20 protein-coding genes are annotated in these 20,962 nt (G+C 72.4%); 7 read left to right on the forward strand and 13 right to left on the reverse strand.

Annotated features, from left to right (window positions below):
- The first annotated feature begins 239 nt into the window (after positions 1–239).
- Complete coding sequence (locus ASG53_RS00460) at positions 240–818, forward strand: TetR/AcrR family transcriptional regulator (RefSeq protein ID WP_056127052.1); 579 nt, start codon at positions 240–242, stop codon at positions 816–818.
- Here ASG53_RS00460 and ASG53_RS00465 read toward each other — a convergent pair.
- Both ASG53_RS00465 and ASG53_RS00470 read right to left on the reverse strand, forming a co-directional pair.
- Entirely contained in the window at positions 811–1,647 is an 837-nt protein-coding gene (locus ASG53_RS00465; protein ID WP_082543678.1) for a CPBP family intramembrane glutamic endopeptidase, read from the reverse strand. The two genes, ASG53_RS00460 and ASG53_RS00465, sit on opposite strands and share 8 nt — an antisense overlap.
- 144 nt (positions 1,648–1,791) lie before the next feature.
- Positions 1,792–2,184, reverse strand: a complete 393-nt coding sequence (locus ASG53_RS00470; protein ID WP_056127054.1) for a hypothetical protein — start codon at positions 2,182–2,184, stop codon at positions 1,792–1,794.
- Between the two features lie 189 nt (positions 2,185–2,373).
- Between ASG53_RS00470 and ASG53_RS00475 the strand changes: the two genes are divergently transcribed.
- From ASG53_RS00475 to ASG53_RS00490, 4 genes are read left to right on the forward strand one after another with little or no spacing between them, the layout of a single operon-like run.
- On the forward strand, positions 2,374–3,096 hold the full coding sequence (locus ASG53_RS00475) for a hypothetical protein (RefSeq protein ID WP_056127056.1): 723 nt from the start codon (positions 2,374–2,376) through the stop codon (positions 3,094–3,096).
- A complete protein-coding gene (locus ASG53_RS00480; RefSeq protein WP_056127059.1) occupies positions 3,093–3,398 on the forward strand; it encodes a transcriptional regulator in 306 nt (101 codons plus the stop codon). Before ASG53_RS00475 ends, ASG53_RS00480 begins: the two co-directional genes overlap by 4 nt.
- Entirely contained in the window at positions 3,395–4,477 is a 1,083-nt protein-coding gene (locus ASG53_RS00485; protein WP_235533775.1) for an ABC transporter ATP-binding protein, read from the forward strand. The genes ASG53_RS00480 and ASG53_RS00485 overlap by 4 nt, the downstream gene beginning before the upstream one ends.
- A complete protein-coding gene (locus tag ASG53_RS00490; protein ID WP_056127061.1) occupies positions 4,474–5,250 on the forward strand; it encodes an ABC transporter permease in 777 nt (258 codons plus the stop codon). Before ASG53_RS00485 ends, ASG53_RS00490 begins: the two co-directional genes overlap by 4 nt.
- Before the next feature lie 39 nt (positions 5,251–5,289).
- On the opposite strand, the gene ASG53_RS00495 is transcribed toward ASG53_RS00490, so the two are convergent.
- From ASG53_RS00495 to ASG53_RS00510, 4 genes are all read right to left on the reverse strand, one after another.
- Positions 5,290–7,848 carry a heavy metal translocating P-type ATPase gene (locus ASG53_RS00495; protein ID WP_056127063.1) on the reverse strand — a complete coding sequence of 853 codons (2,559 nt, stop codon included), beginning with the start codon at positions 7,846–7,848 and terminating at the stop codon, positions 5,290–5,292.
- Between the two features lie 131 nt (positions 7,849–7,979).
- Positions 7,980–10,118, reverse strand: a complete 2,139-nt coding sequence (locus tag ASG53_RS00500; RefSeq protein WP_056127065.1) for an MSCRAMM family protein — start codon at positions 10,116–10,118, stop codon at positions 7,980–7,982.
- 342 nt (positions 10,119–10,460) lie between these two features.
- Positions 10,461–10,763, reverse strand: a complete 303-nt coding sequence (locus ASG53_RS00505; RefSeq protein ID WP_056127068.1) for a heavy-metal-associated domain-containing protein — start codon at positions 10,761–10,763, stop codon at positions 10,461–10,463.
- Positions 10,764–10,885: 122 nt separating this feature from the next.
- The gene (locus ASG53_RS00510) at positions 10,886–11,167 is read right to left on the reverse strand and encodes a metal-sensitive transcriptional regulator (protein WP_056127069.1); all 282 of its coding nucleotides are present in this window, start codon (positions 11,165–11,167) and stop codon (positions 10,886–10,888) included.
- A gap of 189 nt (positions 11,168–11,356) precedes the next feature.
- Here ASG53_RS00510 and ASG53_RS00515 point away from each other — a divergent pair, with 189 nt between their 5' ends.
- Together ASG53_RS00515 and ASG53_RS00520 are read left to right on the forward strand one after the other, a co-directional pair.
- Complete coding sequence (locus ASG53_RS00515; RefSeq protein ID WP_056127071.1) at positions 11,357–11,596, forward strand: hypothetical protein; 240 nt, start codon at positions 11,357–11,359, stop codon at positions 11,594–11,596.
- Between the two features lie 140 nt (positions 11,597–11,736).
- Positions 11,737–12,543 (forward strand): HdeD family acid-resistance protein, encoded by an 807-nt coding sequence (locus ASG53_RS00520; protein WP_056130387.1) that lies wholly within the window; start codon positions 11,737–11,739, stop codon positions 12,541–12,543.
- Between the two features lie 174 nt (positions 12,544–12,717).
- Here the strand turns inward: ASG53_RS00520 and ASG53_RS00525 are convergent, their stop codons facing one another.
- From ASG53_RS00525 to ASG53_RS00555, 7 genes are all read right to left on the reverse strand, one after another.
- The gene (locus ASG53_RS00525; protein ID WP_056127073.1) at positions 12,718–14,283 is read right to left on the reverse strand and encodes a hypothetical protein; all 1,566 of its coding nucleotides are present in this window, start codon (positions 14,281–14,283) and stop codon (positions 12,718–12,720) included.
- Complete coding sequence (locus ASG53_RS00530) at positions 14,265–15,101, reverse strand: ABC transporter ATP-binding protein (RefSeq protein ID WP_056127074.1); 837 nt, start codon at positions 15,099–15,101, stop codon at positions 14,265–14,267. The genes ASG53_RS00525 and ASG53_RS00530 overlap by 19 nt, the downstream gene beginning before the upstream one ends.
- Before the next feature lie 136 nt (positions 15,102–15,237).
- Positions 15,238–16,566, reverse strand: coding sequence for a glutamate-1-semialdehyde 2,1-aminomutase (gene hemL, locus ASG53_RS00535; RefSeq protein ID WP_056127076.1), 1,329 nt, complete (start codon positions 16,564–16,566; stop codon positions 15,238–15,240).
- Positions 16,567–16,727: 161 nt separating this feature from the next.
- Positions 16,728–17,213 carry a hypothetical protein gene (locus tag ASG53_RS00540; RefSeq protein WP_056127078.1) on the reverse strand — a complete coding sequence of 162 codons (486 nt, stop codon included), beginning with the start codon at positions 17,211–17,213 and terminating at the stop codon, positions 16,728–16,730.
- Complete coding sequence (locus ASG53_RS00545) at positions 17,210–18,787, reverse strand: C2 family cysteine protease (protein ID WP_056127080.1); 1,578 nt, start codon at positions 18,785–18,787, stop codon at positions 17,210–17,212. Before ASG53_RS00545 ends, ASG53_RS00540 begins: the two co-directional genes overlap by 4 nt.
- Positions 18,788–18,923: 136 nt before the next feature.
- A complete protein-coding gene (hemB, locus tag ASG53_RS00550; RefSeq protein WP_056127082.1) occupies positions 18,924–19,907 on the reverse strand; it encodes a porphobilinogen synthase in 984 nt (327 codons plus the stop codon).
- 45 nt (positions 19,908–19,952) lie between these two features.
- A complete protein-coding gene (locus ASG53_RS00555; protein WP_056127083.1) occupies positions 19,953–20,954 on the reverse strand; it encodes a uroporphyrinogen-III synthase in 1,002 nt (333 codons plus the stop codon).
- Between the last annotated feature and the right edge of the window lie 8 nt (positions 20,955–20,962).

The following is a 20,962-nucleotide window of genomic DNA, read 5'->3' on the forward strand; positions in this document are numbered from 1 at the left end:
GCACCGCTCGCCCCTGCAGCGTGGTCGACCAGTCTGGTCAGTCTGGCTCTTGATCGACCAGAATGGTCAGTCTATGAGGCGCCCCGCGGACGGCGTGGTGACCCATGGCAGTGATCTGCACCACCGTGCGCGCCCGCCGGTGGGCGCCAGGCGTGGAACGGCTGCGGATGTCCCGGAAGGTCCTGGGTGAGCGCCGCTGCTCCCCGTGCGAGTTCTCCGTCCGCCCGTAAAATGAGTCGATGCCACGCAGGACGACGACGGAGACGACCGAGGCGATCCTCGACAACGCCGCGGGGCTCCTCGCGTCGCTCGGGCCACGGGACCTCTCGGTCCAGGCCGTCGCGGACGCGACCTCCCTCGCCAAGTCGTCGATCCTCTACCACTTCGGCTCGCGTCAGGGGCTGCTCGACGCCGCCGTCCAGCAGTGCGTCCGCGAGGCCGTCGGTCTGACCGAGGTGACGGGCGACGACCGCGCGCGCCTGCGTGCCCTCGCCGAGCTGTCGCTGGACCGCCCGGGGTGGATCCGCCTCGTGATCGCCGGGGTGACGAACCTGCACGGGACCGAGGTGGCCGCAGGTCTGCGCCCTGCCATCGAGGCGCTCTACGGGCTCTTCGGGGTGGACATCGAGAACCCTCTCGCCGACCCGGACCGCGCCATGCGCGTGACCGGGACCCTCGGCGCGCTGGCGATCTTCGTCATCGACGCCCCACCGCTGCTGCCGCCGGCGGCCAGGCTCCAGGCTGTCGAGGACGTGTGCGCGGGCATCCTCGAGGCGGGTCGGGGCCGTGCGGCTGGTGCCGCCGTAGCGGTCAGCTGACGCCGAGGGCCCTGAGCCACGCGTCGGGCAGCAGCGCGTACCCGACGAAGGCCACGATGTCGAGGATCGTGTGGGCCACGACGAGCGGCATCACGCGACGCCGTCCCCACCGTGACTGGTAGAACCACGCGAAGACGATCCCCATGACGACGTTGCCGAAGAACGGCCCGATGCCCTGGTACAGGTGGTACGAGCCGCGGATCAGCGCGCTCGTGACGATGATCTTCACGGTGCCCCAGCGCAGGTCCCCGAGGCGTTCGCTGAGGTAGGCCACGACGATGATCTCCTCGAGCAGGCCGTTCTGCAGGGCTGCGAGCACCAGGACCGGGACCGCCCACCACGTCGAGTCGAGGGCGGCGGCCTGCACCTCGACGGTGATGCCCAGGGCCCTGCCGGCGACGTAGAGCCCGAGGCCCGGGATGCCGATGACCGCGGCGAGCCCGACGCCGTAGCCCACGTCGCGCAGCGGGCCGGTGAGGTCGAGGCCGATGCGCCGCAGCGTGCCCGGGCCGCGGGCGGACAGCAAGAACAGCGCGAGGGCGACGGGGACCAGGTTGAACCCGATCGACAAGATCTGGAAGGTGAGGTCGAGGTAGGGGCGGACCGACTGGCTGGCGTTGAGGGTCGCGGACTGGTCGCGCAGCGCCGTGTCGGCGGTGAGGCGGGCGATGATCCGCACGATCGCGTAGACCCCGGACTGCCCGAGGCTCAGCCCGAGCAGGATCCAGACCTCGACGCCGATGCGTCGGCGCTCGTGCCGGGTCAGCGGTTCGAGCTGGGCTGTCGCGGAGGCGCCGGTCGGCTCGGTCGGGTCGGGCTGGTCAGTCATGGACCGGTTATAGCACCGCGCGCCGCGTGCAGCCTGGGCTGCGGCTCGGGGTGCCGGCGAGGAGCCCTGCGGGAGGTCCCGGGAGTAGCTCCCGGGAGGAGCTCCCGCAGGCACAGCCGGTACGAGGGTCCGGGCGTGGCTCGATCAGCCCCGGTTCTCGCGACGCTTCGACAGGACCATGAGCCCGATCCCCGCGAGCAGCCCGAGCCCACCGCCGACGACGATCCCGGTCCACGGGATCCCCTCGGAGTCGTCGTCCTCGGCGGCGGGTGTCGTGGGGCCGGTGGGAGAGATGCCCGGCTCGGGGGAGGTGTGGGCGGGGAGGGCTGCGATGTGGGCGGCTGCCGGTGCGGCGGCGAGGGTCGAGGCGGTCGGAGCGGTGCTGGAGATCGCGACACCCACCGGGCTGATGCTGACAGCGCCTCTCTCGGCGACGGGTGCTGGGGCCGCCAGGGCGCTCGGAGTGCCCACGAGCAGGAGGGCGCCGAGGGCGACCGTCACGAAGAGCGGGCGGGAGGTGCGTCGTCGGCCTGGCATCGCGCCAGCCTATCTGCCGAGCGCGACGAGCCTGCTCCACGCCTGTCCGTCCACGCCGGGCGGTCGGCGGTGCGCTCGGCCCTGGTCTGCTGATCCCGACCTCGCCGCCCCGCGGGTCTTGCCGCCCGCACCCCGCCGTGCCACACTGGCAAAGTACTTTGTACCGCAAACCTCATCGACGGAGTCACCATGACCGACGACGGCACGTCTCGACCCTCGGGCGCTCCCGCAGAGTCCCCGCTCGACGCGGCCGAGAGCCTGCGGATCATCGCCGCGCAGACCGCGAAGGTGCGGTCCAGGGAGCCCGACTCCCGGCTGATCTTCGCAGCGTGGGGCGCGGCCTGGCTCCTGGGGTACCTCGCGCTCTACCTCACGGCCACGGGCCGCGTCGGGCGGCCGCAGGTCACCGAGGGCTTCTCCCTGCCTGCGGGGTGGGCCTTCGCGGTCTTCGGCCTCGCGATCATCGCGGCGATGGTCTTCACCGTCGTCCACAGCACCCGGGCCAACGCGGGGATCAAGGGAGTCTCGGCGTCCTTCGGGGCCATGTACGGATGGACGTGGTGCCTCGGGTTCGTCGCCATGTCCGTCATGCTCGGCGGGCTCGCGCGTGCCGGTGCCGGGCCCGAGGTCATGGCTGTGGCCTCGAACGCCTGCTCGTGCCTGCTCGTCGGCGTGCTTTACATGGCGGGCGGGGCGTTCTGGCAGGACCGCCAGCAGTACGCGATCGGCGTGTGGATCATCCTCGTCGCCACGGTGGCGGTCTTCGCAGGCCTGCCGCAGACCTATCTCGTCATGGCCGTGCTCGGGGGCGGCGGGTTCTTCGTCGGGATGGTGCTCGAGCACCTGCGCCGCCGTCGCGACCCCTCTGCCGGTGCTGGCTTCGCGGTGGCCGGGCGACCGGTCGGCGCATGAGCGAGACCGGCCTCGACCCCGTCATCCACGCGCAGGCCCGCCTGCGCGTGGTCGCGACCCTCGCGGCGCTCAGCCCGGGGGACCGCATCTCCTTCCCGCGGCTGCAGGACCTGCTCGACATGACCGCCGGGAACCTCTCGACCCACCTGCGCAAGCTCGAGGACGCGGAGTACGTGACGATCCTCAAGACCCACGAGGGCCGCAAGCCCGCCAGCTACGTCGAGCTCACGCCGCTCGGCCGACGCGCCTTCGAGTCCTACACGGCGTCTCTGACCGCACTCCTGAGAGGGACCGCACCATGAGCCAGCCAGCCCAGCCTGCACCCCACGGCCAGTCGGGGCAGCCTGTCCACCCACGCCAGCCAGCCCAGCCGGGTGCGCCAACCCAGCCAGCACGCTCCGCGCCGTCGATCATCGAGGTCACCGGTGTCACCCGCCGCTTCGGCCCCGTGGTCGCCCTCGACGACGTGTCCCTGCAGATCGCCCCCGGCGAGCTCGTGGGCATCCTCGGCCCGAACGGCGCCGGGAAGTCCACCCTGCTCTCCCTCGTCTCGGGCCAGCGCAAGCCCGACTCAGGAACCGTCAGGCTCTGCGGTCTCGACCCGCGTGACGCGGCCGCCCGCACCTCCCTCGGCCTCACACCCCAGGAGACCGGCCTCCCCGCGACCCTCAAGGTCCGCGAGGTCGTCGACTACATCGGCGGGCACTACCCGGACCCGGTCCCGACGTCCGAGCTGCTCGAGCAGTTTGGGCTGGGCGAGCTCGCAGGTCGCCAGACCGGTGGCATGTCCGGCGGGCAGAAGCGTCGCCTCGCCGTGGCCCTCGCCCTCGTCGGACGCCCGTCGGTGATCCTCCTCGACGAACCCACGACGGGTCTCGACGTCAACGCCCGCCAGGTCCTCTGGCAGGCGATCCGCGACTACCACGCGAGCGGTGGGACGGTGCTGCTCACGAGCCACTACCTCGAAGAGGTCCAGGCCCTCGCCGAGCGCGTGGTCGTCGTCGACCAGGGCGTGGTCCGGGCCGACGACACCATGGACGCGATCCTCGAGCAGGTGGGGGTGCGGCGCGTCGTGCTGCACAGCGCTGGTCTCGCGGCGCCAGGCGCCGTCGAGGCGCGCTTCCCGCAGGTCACCCGCGTGCAGGTGTCGGGCGACAGGGTCGAGCTGTTCACGCCCGACGCCGACGGCTTCGTCCGCGAGCTCGTCGTGAGCGGGATCGACTTCCACGGCCTCGAGGTGCGCGGGACGACCCTCGAAGAAGCCTTCGAGCAGATGGTGGCCGCCCCGGCCGGCAGCCCCTCCGGTAGCCCCGCAGTCAGCCCCACCGGCGCTCCTGCCGTCAGACCTGCACCCGCACCCGCCCGAGGAGAGCAGCGATGACCACCACCCAGCCCCGAACCCTGTCGACAGCGCACCTCACCCGGCTGCACCTCAAGTACCAGTTCCTCGAGACCGTGCGCGTGCCGATGGCCGTCTTCGGCAACCTGCTGTTCCCCGCGCTCTCGATGTTCTTCTTCGTGGTGCCCCAGCCCTACGTGGCCGACGACCCTGTGGCGTCGACCATGGCCGTCGCGTCGCTCGGGCTCTTCGCCATCTGCTCGGCGAGCCTGTTCACCTACGGCCTGGGTGTCGCGGAGGACCGCGCGCTGCCCTTCGACCCGTTCTTGCGCTCGATGCCGGCAGGTCCCGCGCCGCGGATGCTCGCCCGGGTGCTCAACGGCGGCATCTTCTCGCTGTTCGGGATCGTCCCGCTCGTGCTCATCGGGTGGCTCTTCACCGCGGCGACGGTCACGTGGGCCCAGCTCGCGCTCGGGGTCGTGGTGCTGCTCGTGGTCTCGGTGCCCTTCGTCCTGCTCGGCATGGGGATCGGCTACTCGCTGCCGGCCAAGGCGGCGCTGCCCGTCGTGCAGCTCGTGCTGTTCCCGCTGGCCTTCGCCGGCGGGCTCTTCATGCCACCGCAGTTCTTCCCCGACTGGTTGTCCGTCGTCTCCCAGGCGACCCCCACCCGCGCAGGCCGCGACCTGCTGGTCGGCGCCCTCACCGGATCCGACGTCTACGCCGGCGCCTGGCCCGTGCTCCTCGGGTGGACGGCGCTCTTCGCAGCCCTCACGGTCTGGGCCTACCGCCGCGACGAGGGTCGCCGCTTCCGCTGAGGAACGTCAGCGCACACGCCCGAAGTCCCGGCTCCCCGCTCAGCCGGCGCGGCGCAGCCGCAGGGAGTTGCCGACGACGATCACCGAGCTCGCGGCCATCGCGGCGCCGGCGATCATCGGGTTGAGCAGCCCGAGGGCCGCGAGCGGGATCGCCGCGACGTTGTACGCGAAGGCCCAGAACAGGTTCTGCCGGATGATCCGCAGGGTCTGGCGGGACAGCCGGATCGCTGTCGCGGCGCTGCGGAGGTCGCCGCGGACGAGGGTGATGTCGCTGGCCTCGATCGCGACGTCGGTCCCGGTGCCCATCGCGAGCCCGAGGTCCGCCCCGGCGAGGGCGGCGGCGTCGTTGACACCGTCGCCGACCATCGCGACGACCCGGCCCTCGGCCCGCAGCCGGGCGACGACCTCGGCCTTCTCCGACGGGACCACCTGCGCGACGACGTCGTCGGCGGCGATCCCCACCTGCTCGGCGGCGACGCGCGCCGCACCGGGGTTGTCGCCGGTCAGCAAGATCGGGCGGAGCCCGAGGTCCTTGAGCTCCGCGACGGCCTGGGCCGAGGACTCCTTGACCGGGTCGCGGAGCACGACGACCCCGCGGGCCGCTCCGTCCCACGCCGCGACGACAGCCGTCGCCCCGCTGCTCTCGGCCGCCGCGACGGCGTCACGCAGCGGACGCTGGTCGTCGCCGTCGACCGTCATGCCCTGCTCGGCCAGCCACGAGAGCCGCCCGACGAGCACGCGCGGCGACAGGTCGAGCCCGGAGTGCGCGACCCTGACGACACCCGACACCCCGCCGCCCGCGGCGCTCACGAAGTCGAGCACCTGCTCGGACCCGACGACGAGGCCGTCACCGCCGACGGCCTCGGCGTCCGGACTCGGCCCGGCCTTCTCCTGCTGCGCCGCAGCGGCGATCGCCTGCGCGATCGGGTGCTCGCTCAGTGCCTCGACAGCCCCGGCGAGGCGGAGCGTGCTGTCGTCGCCGACGACCTGCTCGACGACCATGCGTCCCTGGGTGACGGTCCCGGTCTTGTCGAGGACGACCGTGTCGACGCGGCGGGTCGACTCGAGGATCTCCGGGCCCTTGATGAGCACCCCGAGCTGCGCGCCGCGCCCCGTGCCGACGAGCAGGGCCGTAGGGGTGGCCAGCCCGAGGGCGCAGGGGCACGCGATGATGAGGACCGCGACAGCGGCTGTGAAGGCCGCCTGGGTGGAGTCACCCCAGACCATCCAGGCTGCGAAGGTCGCCAGGGCGACGACGAAGACGACAGGGACGAAGACCGCCGAGATCCTGTCGGCGAGGCGCTGCACGGGGGCCTTGCCGGTCTGCGCGGCCGAGACGAGCCGGCTGATCTGCGCGAGGGTGGTCTCCTCGCCCACGCGCGTCGCGCGGACGACGAGGTGGCCGGAGGTGCTGATCGTCGCCCCGGTGACGGGGTCGCCCGGGCCGACGTCGACGGGTACGGGCTCGCCGGTGAGCAGCGACGCGTCGATCGCGCTCGTGCCCTCGACGACGACCCCGTCGGTCGCGACCTTCTCGCCCGGTCGCACGACGAAGAGGTCGTCGGTGCGCAGGGACTCGACAGGGACGCGCTGCTCGACGCGGCGACCTGAGTCGTCTGTCGTGAGGACCACGACCTCCTTGGCGCCGAGGGCGAGCAAGGACCGCAGGGCGTCGCCGGCGCGGCGCCGCGACCTGTGCTCGGCGTAGCGGCCGGCGAGCAAGAAGGTGGTGACGACGGCGGCCACCTCGAAGTACAGCTCGGGGCCTGTCATGGCCGCGTGGTCGGCGGCCGGGAAGAGGGTCGGCGTCATGCGCATGCCGATCTCGCCGGCCCCGCCGAAGAGCAGCGCCCAGAGGGACCAGGCCGTCGCCGCGACGACGCCGACCGAGACGAGGGTGTCCATGGTCGACGCACCGTGCCGTGCCGCGCGGAAGGCCGCCCTGTGGAAGGGCCAGGCCGACCAGGTGACGACGGGCAGCGCGAGCACGGCGACGACCCACTGCCACCCGTCGACCTGGAGCGCGGGGATCATGGAGAGCAGGACGACGGGGACCGACAGGACCGTCGAGACGACGAGCCTGCGCCGCAGGTCTGCGCCACGGTCGGGGGTCGGTGCCGAGGTGTCTTCACCCTCGACCATCACGTGCCCCTCGGCCATCGAGTGGCCCGACAGCGCCATCTCCGCGGAGGAGTGGTCGTGCGCGGCCTCGGGTGCGTGCGCTGCGTGGGGCGAGTGCGACGTGCCGGGTGCGTGCGCTGCATCAGGAGCGTGGGACGTGTGCGCTGTGCGGTGCGCGTCTGGTGCGGGGGTTCGTGCTGCGTCACCACCCAGCCGACGCCGCCCGGTGACGCGCGCGTCGTAGCCCGCCTTGGCGACGGCCGCGACGAGCTCTGCCTCGTCGACGTCCTCGTCGAGCACGACGTGCGCGGACTCGAGCGGCAGGTTGACCGTCGCCACGACCCCGGGAAGCCTGTTGAGCCGCTTCTCGACGCGAGCCACGCACGAGGCGCAGGTCATGCCGCTGACGGCGAGGTCGATCTCCGCGACGGGCTCGCGGTGGTCCTGGGTCGGGTGGTCGGTCGTCGGGCCGGACATGTCAGCTCCTCGGTGGTGCAGGGTGCGTCTCTCCCTCCACCATACCCCTAGGGGGTACTATGTCCAGGTGTGCTGGGTCACGCGAGGGACCACAGAGGATCGCCCCTCGAGACCTCAGCACGTGCCGAGGGTCAGCGACCCGCAGCCCCCCGCCGCCGGACAGCCAGCGTCCCGGCACCCACGACGAGCAGGAGAGCCGCGACGGCGAGCGGCGCCGCCGGGTCAGACCCTGTCGTCGGGAGCCTGCCGCCGTCACCGCCGGTCCCGGTGCCGCCGGGCGGCACGGCGCCCGGCGCCGTCGTCGGTGCCCCGGTCCCAGGGTCACCCGGCCCGCCGGACGGCTGGCCCGACGGCTCGGTCGTCGGCCCGGCCGTCGGAGGTGCTGTGGGCTCTGTGGTCGTCGGCTCGGGGGTCGGCACCGCAGCGAGCACGAAGCTCTGGTCGGCGTAGACCTCGCCGGCGGCCGTCACGGTCACGGTCACGCTCTCCGGACCGGCGGCCGTGTATCCCTCAGGCGGGACCACGCTGACCGTGTACGTCCCCGGTGCCAGCTCGTCGAGGGCGTAGGCGCCCGACGCGTCGGTCGTGAGCGTCCCCGGGCCCTCGGGTCCGTCGACCCGGAGGTCGACGCCGGCGAGCGGTGTCCCGGCCTCGTCGGTCACCTGTCCGCTGACGGCGCCGAGGGCGGCGAGCGCGAAGTCGACGTCGGTCACGTCGGTGCCCCCGACGGTCTCCTCGCGGGTGCCGGCCCCGAGGACGACGTGCCCCGCCGGCGGGTCGACGGTCACCGACCACGCACCCGGGGCGAGGTCGCCGAAGCTGTAGCCGCCGTCGAGGGCGGTGAGGGTCTGGAGCGTCGCGCCGCCGGGGCCCGTCGCGGTCACGAGGGCGCCGGGGACGGCCGTGCCGGAGGCCGTCACCGCTCCGGAGAGCGAGACCTCCGGGGCGGCCTGCAGCACGAAGTCCTGGTCGGTCACGGGGGTCTGGGAGTCGGGCGGGACCGTGAAGGTCAGGGGCGGGGTCAGCGCCGTGTACCCGTCGGGGGCGGTGACGGTGACGACGTGGTCGCCGACGGGCACCGAGTCGACCAGATAGCTGCCGTCCGACCGCGTGACGACGGTCTGCGGTCCTCCAGGGCCGTCGACCGTCACGGCGACACCTCCGAGAGCGAGCCCGTCGGAGTCTCGGACTGTCCCGCTGACGGCGGCCGGGATGATGTCGCGGACCGTGAAGTCCACGGCGCTCGCGTCGGCCGTGGAGAGGTCGGCCGGGAGGCGGACAGGGCTCGTGGCGATGCTGCCGTCGGGCGCGGCCAGCTCGACCTGGTAGCCGAGGGTCGCCGTGAAGCCCTCGAAGGAATAGCTGCCGTCGGGGCCCGAGAAGCTCGTCGCGAGCGTCTCGCCCGCCGGTCCGAGCAGGGTCAGCGTCGCGCCCTCGAGCGGGCCCTCGGCGCCAGGGGTGACGTCGCTGACGACGCCGCTGACGTCTCGGGCGAGTGCCGCGAACCACGTCTGGTAGACGGGGAACCCGGCGCGCCGGGTGAAGGTGAGCGTCAGCGTCGAGACGGGTGCCGACGGCTCGAACCATCCCGCCGAGCCCGAGGTGTCGATCGCGGCGGCGTTGCCGGTGAGCGTGCGGGTGGTCGCATCCCAGGAGGGGACGTCGGTCGCCACGCCCGTGCACGAGGGCTTGCCCGCGAGGCCGGGGGCGCAGTAGTTGAACCCGCCCTGGTACCCGAGCTCGGTCGCGGTCAGCAGCCGGCCGTCGGCTCCTGTCGCGGAGACCTGGACCTGGTCGGCGTCGATGTCGCCGAGCACGAAGGTCCAGCCGCTCGCCGGGGTCGGCCTGTCGAAGGTGTAGGTGGTCGTCGAGGCGCCCGTCGACGAGTCGACCCGGGGCCGGAGGTTGAGGTACTGCTCGTCGCGGCTGCTGCCGTAGCGCTGCCCGACCGGCGTCCCGGCGCTCAGCCAGGTCGTCGCGCCCGAGATGACCGCGACACCTCCGCCGCGGGAGTCCGAGCTCATCTGGGACCCGGGGAACCCGCCGGCGAGCGGCGCGACGGAGGTCGACCAGCTTCCGGGACCTCCGTCGAGCGGCGCCCAGTCGGCCCATCCCGTGGTGGTCACGGCAGATGCCGGTGCCAGCACCCCGCCGGCGACGAGCCCGCCCGAGAGCGCGACGGCTGCCGCGGACAGGACGGCCACGAGCCGGGGGCTGCGGCGGCGCGCGCGGGGAGCGGGCTGTCGGGCGGGCTGGTGACTCGGTGCCATGTGCGGTCCTCCGGAGGCGTCGTCGCCGTCCGGCTGCGCGGGCGCGCTCCCCCTGGCGATCAGTGGTCAGGAGGAGATCCGCTCGGCCAGGCCAGCAGGCGGAGTCTTCACCCGCCCACCATCGTCGACGACTGTGACGCGGATCGCATCTCGAGGCCTGGTACGGTCCGGTCAGGCCGTGATCAGCGGGTGGCCGTGGTCTCGCTCCACGCGACGAGGCCCGAGGTCTGCGGGCAGACACGACGGGTCTGCTCCCGCCAGCAGCAGGGGGAGCAGACCCGTCGACGCCGCCCGTCGTGCACGACCGGGCGGGTGGTCACGCGACCACGTGGGACGCCGGCGTCAGGCCGGGTCGCCCTCGTAGAACTCTTCGCGCTGCTGGTGCTGCTCCTTGCTCTGGGCGGCGAGGCCGTCCACCTCGACGTCGACCGAGGCGGTCTCGTACCCGGCCTCGGTGACGGCCGCGCGCAGCGCGCTCTCGTCGAGGGGCTCGTGGGACAAGATCGTCACCTCGGAGACGGCGTCCTTGCGCAGCTCGACGCTGATGCGCTCGACTCCGTCGACGCCTTCGAGCTCTTCGGTGACCGACGAGACGCAGTGGGCGCAGGTCATCCCCGGCACTCCGAGGGTGGTGATGGTCGGCATGGTGGCTCCTTGTTCGGTGGCGGTCTGGGCGTGGGTCGGGACTGCTGTGGTGCGGTCCCGGGAGGTGGGGTGGGCCGTCGCGGTGAGGGGATCGTCCCGCTGGCGGTCGGGGAGGTCCTCTGTCAGCTGCGGACGAGCCGCGCGATCGCGTCGGCGGCCTCGCGGACCTTCGCCTGGCCTTCCTCGTCGGAGGACTGTGCGGCCTGCACGACGCAGTGGCCGAGGTGGTCTTCGACGAGCCCGAGGCTCACGGCCTGGAGGGCCTTGGTCACGGCGGAGACCTGTGTCAGCACGTCGATGCAGTAGGTGTCTTCCTCGACCATCCGCGCGATGCCGCGGACCTGGCCCTCGATGCGGCGCAGTCGCTTGAGGTAGTCCTCGGTGGTGCCGCTGTATCCGGCCATGGGTGCTCCTTCGTGCGTCGACATGACGGTCGCCGTGGCTGAGGTGCCCAGGGGACCGTGCCTACCATGATACCCCCGCAGGGTATGAGATGACCATGGGGCGTGCTCTTCGCCCGGCACCGGGCGGTGGTCTCTGCAAACGCGTCGCCCGGCACCGGGCGGTGGTCTCAGCAGAGTAGCCTTCCTCGCGTGAAGACCCTCAAGGCGTACTTCGGCCTGACCGACGACGGGACCCGGGTCGGCCCCGGCACGTCGATCGGCATCTCGCTCGCGCTCTCGATGCTCGTGAGCATCGGGCTGCGCTTCGTCATCCCGGGGGCGAGCCCGGTCGTCCGCCTCGTGCTGTGGTTCGTCGTCATGCTCGTGCTGTTCCGCTGGGCGGCGTCCAACGCCGAGAAGCAGCGCCAGCGGCGCCGCGGCGGTCGCTGAGCCGCAGCGAGCGGCCCGGTCTCCCCACGACCAGCGCAGACGCCATCCCTCGGGGGACTGGCGCGCGAGGCCCGTCTGCTCCACGATGAGCAGCAGGGCACCGTCGCCAGGTGCTCGTCCCTCAGAACGAGGAGCTGACCATGTCCGAGACGATCATCCCCACCTTCGCTTCTGTCGCCCGCCAGGTCTGGTACTGGACGGTGATCCGAGGGGTCTTGGCGGTCATCTTCGGCGTCGTCGCCCTCGTCGCGCCCATCTCGACAGCCGTGTCGCTCGCCGTGGTCGTCGCGGTCTTCGCGATCGTCGACGGGCTCTTCGAGATCGTCGACGGCATCCGGCACCGCTCGACAGGTGGAGCGGGTCTGCGGATCCTCCAGGGGGTCCTGACCCTCGCCTTCGGTGTGGTGCTCGTCGTGTGGCCGTCCATCACGGCCCTCGCGATCGTCTGGACCGTCGGGATCTGGGCTGTCGTCGTCGGTGTGATCCAGCTGGTCGTCGCGCTGTCCTTGCGCAAGGTCGTGCGGAGCGGCTGGGGCTGGGGCGTGGTCTCCGGCCTGGTCTCGGTGATCTTCGGCGTGATCGTCGTCGCCCGCCCCTCGGCCGGGCTCGTGTCGATCATCTGGGTGCTCGGCGTCTACGCGCTCATGCTCGGGGTGCTGCTCATCGGCTTCGGCCTCCAGGTCCGCAGGCTCGCCCGCGAGGTCGACTCCCGGACGCAGACGAGCCCGACGGCGAGGTCCGAGGAGACGGCGAGGCCCGAGGAGACCGCGCGGTCCGAGGAGACTGCGAGGTCCGAGGAGCGGGCCGGGGCTCCGGCAGGGGCCCACCGCGCACCGGGCGCGCCCGTCGAGACGGCTCCAGCGAGCGAGGCGTCACACGTCGCGAGCCACCTCGCGGACCCCGCGGACCAGCCGTCGCACGGCCCGTCGGCCGAGGCCGACCGCTGAGCCGAGTGCGTCGCTCGTCAGCCGGCTCTGCCTCTCAGCCCGCTCGGTCTCTCAACCCGCGCGGCCTCTCAGCCCACGCGCCGCACCCTCCCCGCTTCTCAGCCCACGCCCAGCCGCCCTGCCTCTCAGCCGCCCCTGTCTCTCAGTCCACGCGTCTCTCAGACTCCGTACCTCTCACGCCAGCGCCGTGACCTGCTCCATGAGGTCGGTGCTCCGGGCGTCGTACACACGCGAACCGATCCGCACACCGACGACGAGCAGCACGGTCCCGAGCGCCACCCCGACCACGAGCGTGGCCCACCCGAGGGCCGCGTTCCCCGTGACCAGCGACGCGATCCCGAGGCCGACGTGCGGGAGCGTCAGGGCGGCGAGCACCGCGGCGCCGGCGGTCTGCACGAGCAACGTGGCCGTCGTCGCGCCCTGGGGCGTCGCGAAGGCGCTCTCACCGTGCTTGGGCACCGGGTAGACGAACCGTGCGGAGGCCACGCTCGAGACGCCGAGAGCCGTGAGGTAGGTGCCGACCGTGACGCCGGCGGCGGCGGGCAGGGTGTCCCAGCGGTCGAGGTACCAGACGGAGCCGACGAGGTACACGAGCATCAGCGGCACGGCGATCACGGAGACGGCGACGACCCGGCCGAGCCGGTCTGCGCGGCCGGGCACACCGGTGACCACGTGCAGCCAGAAGGCCGTGCTGTCGTAGGAGACGTCTGCGGAGATCGCCCAGCCCATCGAGAAGGCCGTGAGCGGGCCGAGCAGGAGGAGCGTCCACCACGTCTGGTCGGCGACTGTCGTCCCGAGGCCGAGGAACACCGGGAACAGCGGCAGCACGACGAGCGACCCGATGTATCGCGGGTCGCGGCGCCAGTACGTGAGGCACCGTGCGGCGACGGCAGCCGTGGGTGTCCAGCCGAAGCGCCCGAACAGCCCGAGGCCTGACATCCGGCGGGTGGTCGTGGTGGTCCCGCCGCCGGTGAGCGTCCTGTCGAGGGCCCACCGCCAGAGGGCCACGAGCGCCGCGAGGGTCACGAGGGCGACGACGAGCCGGGCGACCGCGACGAGGGGCTGACCGCCGGCGATGGCGTAGGGCACGCCCCACGCGGCACCGACCGGGGTCCAGGCGAGCACGTCGGCGACGGAGTCGAGCGAGCCGCGGCTGACGGAGCCGAGCAGCCTGCCGCCGAAGACGACCAGGAGGACCACGAGCACGACGAGCAGGGTGCTCGCGACCTCGCGGAACCGTCGGGTGGCGCGCAGCGGCGCGACCGCCGAGGTCAGGGACCTGGAGCCGACGACGCAGGTCGCGACGGCGAGGGCGACGCCGAGGACCGCCGCGAGCAGCGCCGCGACCGACCCGCGCCAGACCACGAGGCTGCCGGCGGACGCCAGGAGCGTGACGATCCCGGGGACCCCGACCACACCGGCTGCGGCCAGCCCGAGCAGCAGGTCGCGCCGCGAGATCGGGAGCAGCGCGAGCTTGCGAGGATCGAGGGTCGAGTCGACGCCGAAGGTCACGAGCGGCAGCAGCCACCACCCGAGCACGGCGACGGAGCCCCCGGAGACGACGACGGTCTGGGCTGTCGTGGGGTCGTCGATGCTCAGCGCGAAGAGACCGGCGACGAGCGTCAGCAGGACCGTGGCACCGTAGAGCGCCGCGAAGGCGAAGCCGACGATCTGCCAGGCGGAGCGCTTGAGGAGGTTTCCGAGGAGGGTGAGACGGAGCCTTACGAGCTGCGCAACCACGAGAGGCCCTCTCCGCTGAGCTGTCCGCCGGCGAGCTCGACGAAGCGTTCTTCGAGGCTGCGTCCGGCACGGACCTCGTCGACGGTCCCCGCGGCGCGTACCTGGCCGTCGACGACCACGGCGACGTGGTCGCACATCCGCTGGACGAGGTCCATGACGTGCGAGGACACGATGACGGTCCCACCGCTGGCCACGTAGTCGGAGAGGATCGCGCGGATGTGGCTGGCCGAGACGGGGTCGACGGCCTCGAAGGGCTCGTCGAGGACGAGGACGCGCGGTGCGTGGATGAGCGCGGCGGCGAGAGTGACCTTCTTGGTCATGCCGGCCGAGTAGTCGACGACCAGGGTGTCGGCGGCCTCGCGCAGGTCCAGGACGCCCATGAGGTCCGCGGTGCGGCTCGCGACGGTCTCGCGGTCCATGCCGCGCAGCAGTCCGGCGTAGGTGACGAGCTGGGTGCCGGTGAGCCTGTCGAAGATCGCCATGCCGTCGGGCAGCACGCCGAGCAGTCGTTTCGCCTGGACGGGGTCGGTCCACATGTCGACGCCGCAGACCGTCGCGGTCCCGGCGTCAGGACGCAGCAGCCCCGTGGCCATCGAGAGCAGCGTGGTCTTGCCGGCACCGTTGGGTCCGACCAGCCCGTAGAAGGACCCTGCGGGGATGTCGAGCGAGATCCCCGCGACGGCGACCTTCTGACCGAAGGTCTTGACGAGCCCGCGCAGCGACACGGCGGGCGGGCCGTACGCCTGCGGTGGGGCTGAGGCACCGTCTGCCACGGAGGGTGTGACGATCGGGTCCTGCGGCTCGGTCGGCGAGGTCATGCGTCCAACCTAGCGGTCCGGCTGCGGCGACTCACCCGGGCGTCCGGGTGGAAGCGGGATGTCGTCGCAGGCCAGCGGGGCGTGGGCACCTGACCGGCGCACCGCTGACCTCTGCCCCTCCACGGGTCCGCTCGCGTCAGCGTCGCGCCGCTGCCGCCGCCTTCGCTGCGCCAGGCAGCGCGTCGAGGATCCGCCCGACAGCGGTGTCGTCGTGTGCCGCCGAGACGAACCACGCCTCGTACACCGACGGCGGCAGGTTGACGCCCGCGTCGAGCATGGCGTGGAAGAACGGCGGGTAGCGGAAGGTGTCGGAGGCCTGGACCTGCGCGTAGCTGCGGGTGCCGACCTCCTGGGCGAGGTCGCCGAACATCACCGAGAACAGGTTGCCGGAGCGCTGCACCCGGTGCGCGACGCCCTCGGCGGACAGCGCGGCGCTGGTCGCGTCGGCGATGGTCGTGGAGACCTCGTCGACGCGCGCGTAGACGGAGGCGTCGGCCGCGGCGAGGGTCGCCCGTCCGGCGGCGACCGCGACGGGGTTCCCGGAGAGGGTGCCCGCCTGGTAGACGGGTCCGAGGGGGGCGAGCAGGTCCATGAGGACCGAAGGCCCGCCGATCGCGGCGACGGGCATGCCGCCGCCGACGACCTTGCCGAAGGTGAAGAGGTCTGGGGTGTAGCTCGCGCCGAGGGTCGAGGTCTCGTAGCCCCACCAGCCGCTCGCGCTGACCCGGAAGCCTGTGAGCACCTCGTCGAAGATCAGCAGCGCGCCGTGCGCGGTGGTGATGCGGCGCAGGCCCTCGTTGAAGCCGGGCAGCGGCGGGACGATCCCCATGTTGGCCGGTGCGGCCTCGGTGATCACGGCGGCGATCTCAGAGCCGCGCTCGGCGAAGGCCTGCTCGACGGCCTCGAGGTCGTTGTAGGGGAGGACGAGGGTCTCCGACGCCGTCGCCTCGGTGACACCTGCCGACCCGGGGAGGGCCTGGTTGGCGACACCCGACCCGGCCTCGGCCAGGAGCGAGTCGACGTGCCCGTGGTAGCAGCCGGCGAACTTCACGATGAGCGGACGACCTGTCGCGCCGCGCGCGAGGCGCACCGCGGTCATGGTGGCCTCGGTGCCCGTCGACACGAGCCGCACGTGCTCGGCGGCGGGGACGCGGCGGCGGATCTCCTCGGCGAGCTCGACCTCGCCGAGCGTCGGTGCGCCGAAGGAGAGGCCGCGGGCGGCGGCCTCCTGCACGGCTTCGACGACAGCGGGGTGGGCGTGCCCGAGCAGCGCCGGACCCCACGAGCAGACGAGGTCAACGTACTCGGTCCCGGTGACGTCGCGGATGTACGGACCGGAGGCAGACGACACGAACCGCGGGTCCCCGCCGACCGAGCCGTAGGCGCGGACGGGGGAGTTCACCCCGCCCGGCAGCACGAGCCGTGCGCGCTCGAAGGCCAGGTGGTTCGCTGCGTCGTCGTGCATCGTGAGGTCCGTCCAGGAGGGGATGGTGTGCGTGACCTCCAGGCTACGGGAGTCCCCGGATCCCGGGGCAGGCGGGACGGTGCCTGTGGAGAACGTCTCATCGGACTGTGGCTGTGGAGAGTGTCGATGCGCTCGCCCTGCGCGAGCGCGACGTCAGGTGCTCACGGCGCCTCGTCGATCCGGTCGAGGTCGAAGGTCACGCGCAGGTCGACGGCGTCGTTGCGGTCGAGGAAGGCGTCGTGGATGGCGACGACCTCGATGGTGGCGGGGCCGTGGGTGGCGGTGTCGCCGACGCGGAGGTCGGTGTCGGTCAGGCGGGTCTGAGTCTCGGTGTAGGTCGCGTCCTCGGTCCAGACGGCCAGGTCGTAGGTGAGCGACACCGCGCCGTCTCTCACCCCGGACTCGGCGCGGAGGGGGAAGATCCGGAGGAGCGCACCGTTGGGTGTCTCCAGAGGAGTGCCGACCTCGACACCTGGAGGGCCGTCGGCTAGGCAGCAGGTCCCGGTGATCTGAATGACGGAGGGGTCGGTCGGGGCAGAGGGCTTCTGGGCGTAGAGGATCGCCGTGGTCACGCCAAGGATGACGATGACGGCGGAAACGGCGGCGGCGATCGTCCGGCTCCGCGTGCGTGCGCTGGGATGCCTCACAGGCCGCTGCTCTCTAGCTCAAAGGTCTGGTTGAACTGGTCCTCGGAGAGGCGCAGCTCGTCTTGGACCCCGGTCTCGTCGCCGCGTCCCCACGGGTTCTGCAGGACGATCGTCCCGTCCGTGTTGACGTCGGTGACGAAGTAGACGTGCCACGACAGGATTGCTGCGTCCGAGCCCCGGAACTGGGTGAGACAGGTGATCGGCCGCCCAGCCTTGAGCATCTCATCGATCTGTCCGACGGTGACGTCTCCGGTGTTGCGGAACCCGGGACCGTAGGTCTCCGTGTCCCGCCCGGTCGTGATTTCGATTCCGGACGCGGGGTGACCAGCTGTGAGGCCGTCGTAGCTACCTCCACCGATGAGTTGCGCTGCCGCCTTCTCGTAGATGCCTACCCAGTTGACCTGCCCCTGAGCGCGACCAGGATGCGCGTAGTAGGCCCTCCCGCGTTGATTGACCGGCACGTCACCGCTCACCGTCACCTCCGTCGCCTTCCCGTCCGGGTAGAGGGTCACGGTATACGTCCCGTTGGCGTTCGCGGTGATGTTGTCCTTGATCTGCTGTGGTCTGCTGACCAGCGCGGCGCCGAGACCGGCGAGCAACCAGCAGTCCTGGCCAGCCCCCTGGTTCACGTCCTCGTACTGAGCGTTCTCGAGCCCCTTCATGATCTTCTCCCGGTCCGTCGCTACCCACCCCGTCACCTCGTCCGAGACCTTCGGCTCGAGCGACGGGAGGCTGTCGATCATCGTCCTGACCTGGCTCTCCGTCCCGAGACCGGCGAGCAGCTGGCTGGAGAACGTGGCGACGAGGTCGCTGTGCCCCATGGCGTGCACGGAGCCGAGGTACTGCTCGAGATTCGCCACCTGCTCCGGTGTGAGCCGCTGGAACGCCTCGAACACGGCGTCGCCGTCGTACGTCCCGGAGACCATCCCGTCTCGGAGCAGCTCGAGGTGGCCGTACATCGCGGTGCTGTAGGGGTCGGCCGCCCCGGCGAGCAGCTCTTCGATCCTGTCGACGTGCCGGTCGGACGAGAAGCCGAAGAGGTCGGCGATGATGTCACGGGCCTGCGTCGTCGGGTCTGTCCGAGGTGCCTCCGCCGCACCGCGGATCGCCGCCGTGCACAGCGGCTCTGCCTCGGTGACCGCGGTCTGCAGCTGCGCGATCCGGCTGATGATGCCGTCGTTGGTCGCGACCAGCCGGCTCGAGTCCTGCCAGTCGTCGACGTCTCGGGCTGCGGTGCCCAGGTCGGCGACGTCGGCCGCGATCGTCTTGAGCTGGGCCTTCGCGACGTCGATGTCGTCGGCGAAGGCGACGAGCGCTCCCGAGACGATGTCGAGGATGCTCCCGTAGTCCACGGCACCGTCGGCGGCCTCGTCCATCACGGCGAGCACGGCAGGCGACTCAGGCGCCTGGTAGCTCGAGTCGAGCATCTTCCAGCCCGTGAGGACCCGTGACGACGCGTCGCGCGCGGTCACAGCCGTCGCGCGCATCTCTGCGACCACCTGTCGCAGCTCGTCCGTCTGCAGGTCGAGCCGCGGGACCATGTCCGCGGTCACGACGTCGTGCTGTGCCCCCACTGCTGCCCCCCGGCTGCATGGACGTCGGACCGCGGTCGCCTGCGCCCCGACGTCTCCGGGGCCGTCACCTGCGACGCCCCCGCTGTCGACTGATGGTCGACATGCTCGCAGTTCGCAGCCGTGGGGGCGATGGTGACTACTCCCCGAGCCACCCGGCGATCTCGGTGGCCCAGTAGGTGAGGACGATGTCCGCGCCGGCACGCTTGATGCCGAGGACCGACTCGAGGATCGCCCCGCGACGGTCGATCCAGCCGTTGGCGGCGGCGGCCTCGATCATCGCGTACTCCCCGGACACCTGGTACGCGGCGACGGGCACGTCGGACTGCTCGGCGACGTCGGCGAGCACGTCGAGGTAGCTCATCGCCGGCTTGACCATGACGATGTCTGCGCCCTCGAGCAGGTCGAGCGCGGTCTCGCGCCCACCCTCGCGACGGTTCGCGGCGTCCATCTGGTAGGTGCGGCGGTCTCCGACGAGCGTCGACTCGACGGCGTCGCGGAACGGTCCGTAGAAGGCCGAGGCGTACTTGGCCGAGTACGCGAGGATCGCGGTGTCGGGGAACCCGGCGCCGCCGTTCGCGGTCGACTGGTCGAGCCCGGAGCGCACGGCGAAGACCTGGCCGTCCATCATCCCGGAGAGCCCGAGCACGGTGGCCCCGGCCTGCGCCTGGGCGATCGCCATGGAGACGTAGCGCTCGAGCGTCGCGTCGTTGTCGACCCCGCCGTGCGCGTCGAGCACGCCGCAGTGTCCGTGGTCGGTGAACTCGTCGAGGCAGAGGTCGGCCATGACGACGAGCCGTCCGGCAGCCGCCTCGACCGCGATCCGGATGCCGCGGTTGAGGATCCCCTCGGGGTCGTCCGCGCCGGAGCCTGTCGCGTCGCGGTGCTCGGGGACGCCGAAGAGCATGACCCCGCCGATCCCGGCGTCGGCGGCCTCGCGCACGGCCTGGGCGAGGGACTCCTCGCTGTGGTGCAGCACGCCCGGCATCGACGTGATCTCGACGGGGGCGGTGATGCCCTCCTTGACGAAGAGCGGCAGCACGAGGTCGCGGGGGTGCAGGCGGGTCTCGGCGACGAGGGCGCGCAGCGCAGGGGTGGCGCGCAGGCGGCGGGGGCGGGTCATGGGGTCCTCCAGGGGGAGAGGGGTGGGTGGGGCTGGTCAGGTGGTCTAGGGGTGGGCGGGCGCTGAGCCGTCGCCGAGGTCGTGCGAGGACCGGCGCGAGCTGTCGGTCCTGTCGGTGCCTCTGGCCTCGACGAGGGCCGCGAGCAGCCCGTCGTCGTCGGCGGTCCGGGCGACCGCGGCGACCTGCTGCCCGGTCTCGACAGCCGCGCGCCGGGTCGGCTCGCCGATCGCGACGACGCTCACGTCCTCCCGCGGTCCGAGCTGCTCGGCGACCTCGCGGGCCACGCTCCCCGACGTGAGGACGACGGCGTCGAACCGGCCGTCCCGCCAGGCGGAGACGACCTCGGGCGGGGCCGGGTGCGAGACGGTCCTGTAGGTGGTGACGCGCACGGGCGCGAAGCCGCGCTCGCGCAGCCCCGTCTCGAGGGTGGGTCGGGCGAGGTCGCCGAGCGGGAGCAGGACACGTGGAGCGGGAGCGTTCTCGGCGTCGGCGTCGGCATCGGTCTCGTGCTCGACCTCCGGCCACTCCGCGAGCAGCCCGACGGCGGAGTTCTCGGTCGCCACGAGGTCGACCGTGATGCCGACGGCAGCGAGGGCGCGGGCTGTCGCCGGCCCGACGGCAGCCCACCGGGTGCCGCGCGCGATCCGGGCGAGCGGCTCTCGGCCGGGTCCTGCGTCGACCCTCGCCGCAGACGCGACGAGCTCGTCGACGGCGTTGACGCTCGTCACAGCGACCCAGGCGACGTCCCCGTCGCGGAGGCCGGCGACGGCCGTGTCGAGCACAGCCCTGTCGTCGTCGCCGATGTCAGCGCGCGAGACGAGCGGCGCGACGACGGCCGATCCGCCGGCCTGCTCGACGAGACGAGCGAGCCCGGCGCCGCGCCCGGGAGCACGGGGGATGAGGACCCTCCACCCGTCGAGCGGGAGCGCGGGTGAGGTCGGGGTGCCGGCGGGCTGGAGCTCGTCGTCGTGGCTGTCGCGCCCCGCAGCCGCTGCCTCCTGGAGACCGGTCACCTCGCGACCGGCCCTCGCCTCGGCAGCGCTCATCAGATGAA

Source organism: Sanguibacter sp. Leaf3 (genome assembly GCF_001425965.1).
Taxonomy (GTDB): domain Bacteria; phylum Actinomycetota; class Actinomycetes; order Actinomycetales; family Cellulomonadaceae; genus Sanguibacter; species Sanguibacter inulinus.

What these genes read in the sequence shown, in the direction of transcription:
- ASG53_RS00480 (WP_056127059.1), top strand. Translation starts at nt 3,093, where the DNA reads ATGAGCGAGACCGGCCTCGACCCCGTCATCCACGCGCAGGCCCGCCTG.
- ASG53_RS00520 (WP_056130387.1), top strand. Translation starts at nt 11,737, where the DNA reads ATGTCCGAGACGATCATCCCCACCTTCGCTTCTGTCGCCCGCCAGGTC.
- ASG53_RS00475 (WP_056127056.1), top strand. Translation starts at nt 2,374, where the DNA reads ATGACCGACGACGGCACGTCTCGACCCTCGGGCGCTCCCGCAGAGTCC.
- ASG53_RS00510 (WP_056127069.1), bottom strand. Translation starts at nt 11,167, where the DNA reads ATGGCCGGATACAGCGGCACCACCGAGGACTACCTCAAGCGACTGCGC.
- ASG53_RS00530 (WP_056127074.1), bottom strand. Translation starts at nt 15,101, where the DNA reads ATGACCTCGCCGACCGAGCCGCAGGACCCGATCGTCACACCCTCCGTG.
- ASG53_RS00460 (WP_056127052.1), top strand. Translation starts at nt 240, where the DNA reads ATGCCACGCAGGACGACGACGGAGACGACCGAGGCGATCCTCGACAAC.
- ASG53_RS00490 (WP_056127061.1), top strand. Translation starts at nt 4,474, where the DNA reads ATGACCACCACCCAGCCCCGAACCCTGTCGACAGCGCACCTCACCCGG.
- hemL (WP_056127076.1), bottom strand. Translation starts at nt 16,566, where the DNA reads ATGCACGACGACGCAGCGAACCACCTGGCCTTCGAGCGCGCACGGCTC.
- hemB (WP_056127082.1), bottom strand. Translation starts at nt 19,907, where the DNA reads ATGACCCGCCCCCGCCGCCTGCGCGCCACCCCTGCGCTGCGCGCCCTC.
- ASG53_RS00470 (WP_056127054.1), bottom strand. Translation starts at nt 2,184, where the DNA reads ATGCCAGGCCGACGACGCACCTCCCGCCCGCTCTTCGTGACGGTCGCC.
- ASG53_RS00505 (WP_056127068.1), bottom strand. Translation starts at nt 10,763, where the DNA reads ATGCCGACCATCACCACCCTCGGAGTGCCGGGGATGACCTGCGCCCAC.
- ASG53_RS00465 (WP_082543678.1), bottom strand. Translation starts at nt 1,647, where the DNA reads ATGACTGACCAGCCCGACCCGACCGAGCCGACCGGCGCCTCCGCGACA.
- ASG53_RS00495 (WP_056127063.1), bottom strand. Translation starts at nt 7,848, where the DNA reads ATGTCCGGCCCGACGACCGACCACCCGACCCAGGACCACCGCGAGCCC.
- ASG53_RS00500 (WP_056127065.1), bottom strand. Translation starts at nt 10,118, where the DNA reads ATGGCACCGAGTCACCAGCCCGCCCGACAGCCCGCTCCCCGCGCGCGC.
- ASG53_RS00555 (WP_056127083.1), bottom strand. Translation starts at nt 20,954, where the DNA reads ATGAGCGCTGCCGAGGCGAGGGCCGGTCGCGAGGTGACCGGTCTCCAG.
- ASG53_RS00485 (WP_235533775.1), top strand. Translation starts at nt 3,395, where the DNA reads ATGAGCCAGCCAGCCCAGCCTGCACCCCACGGCCAGTCGGGGCAGCCT.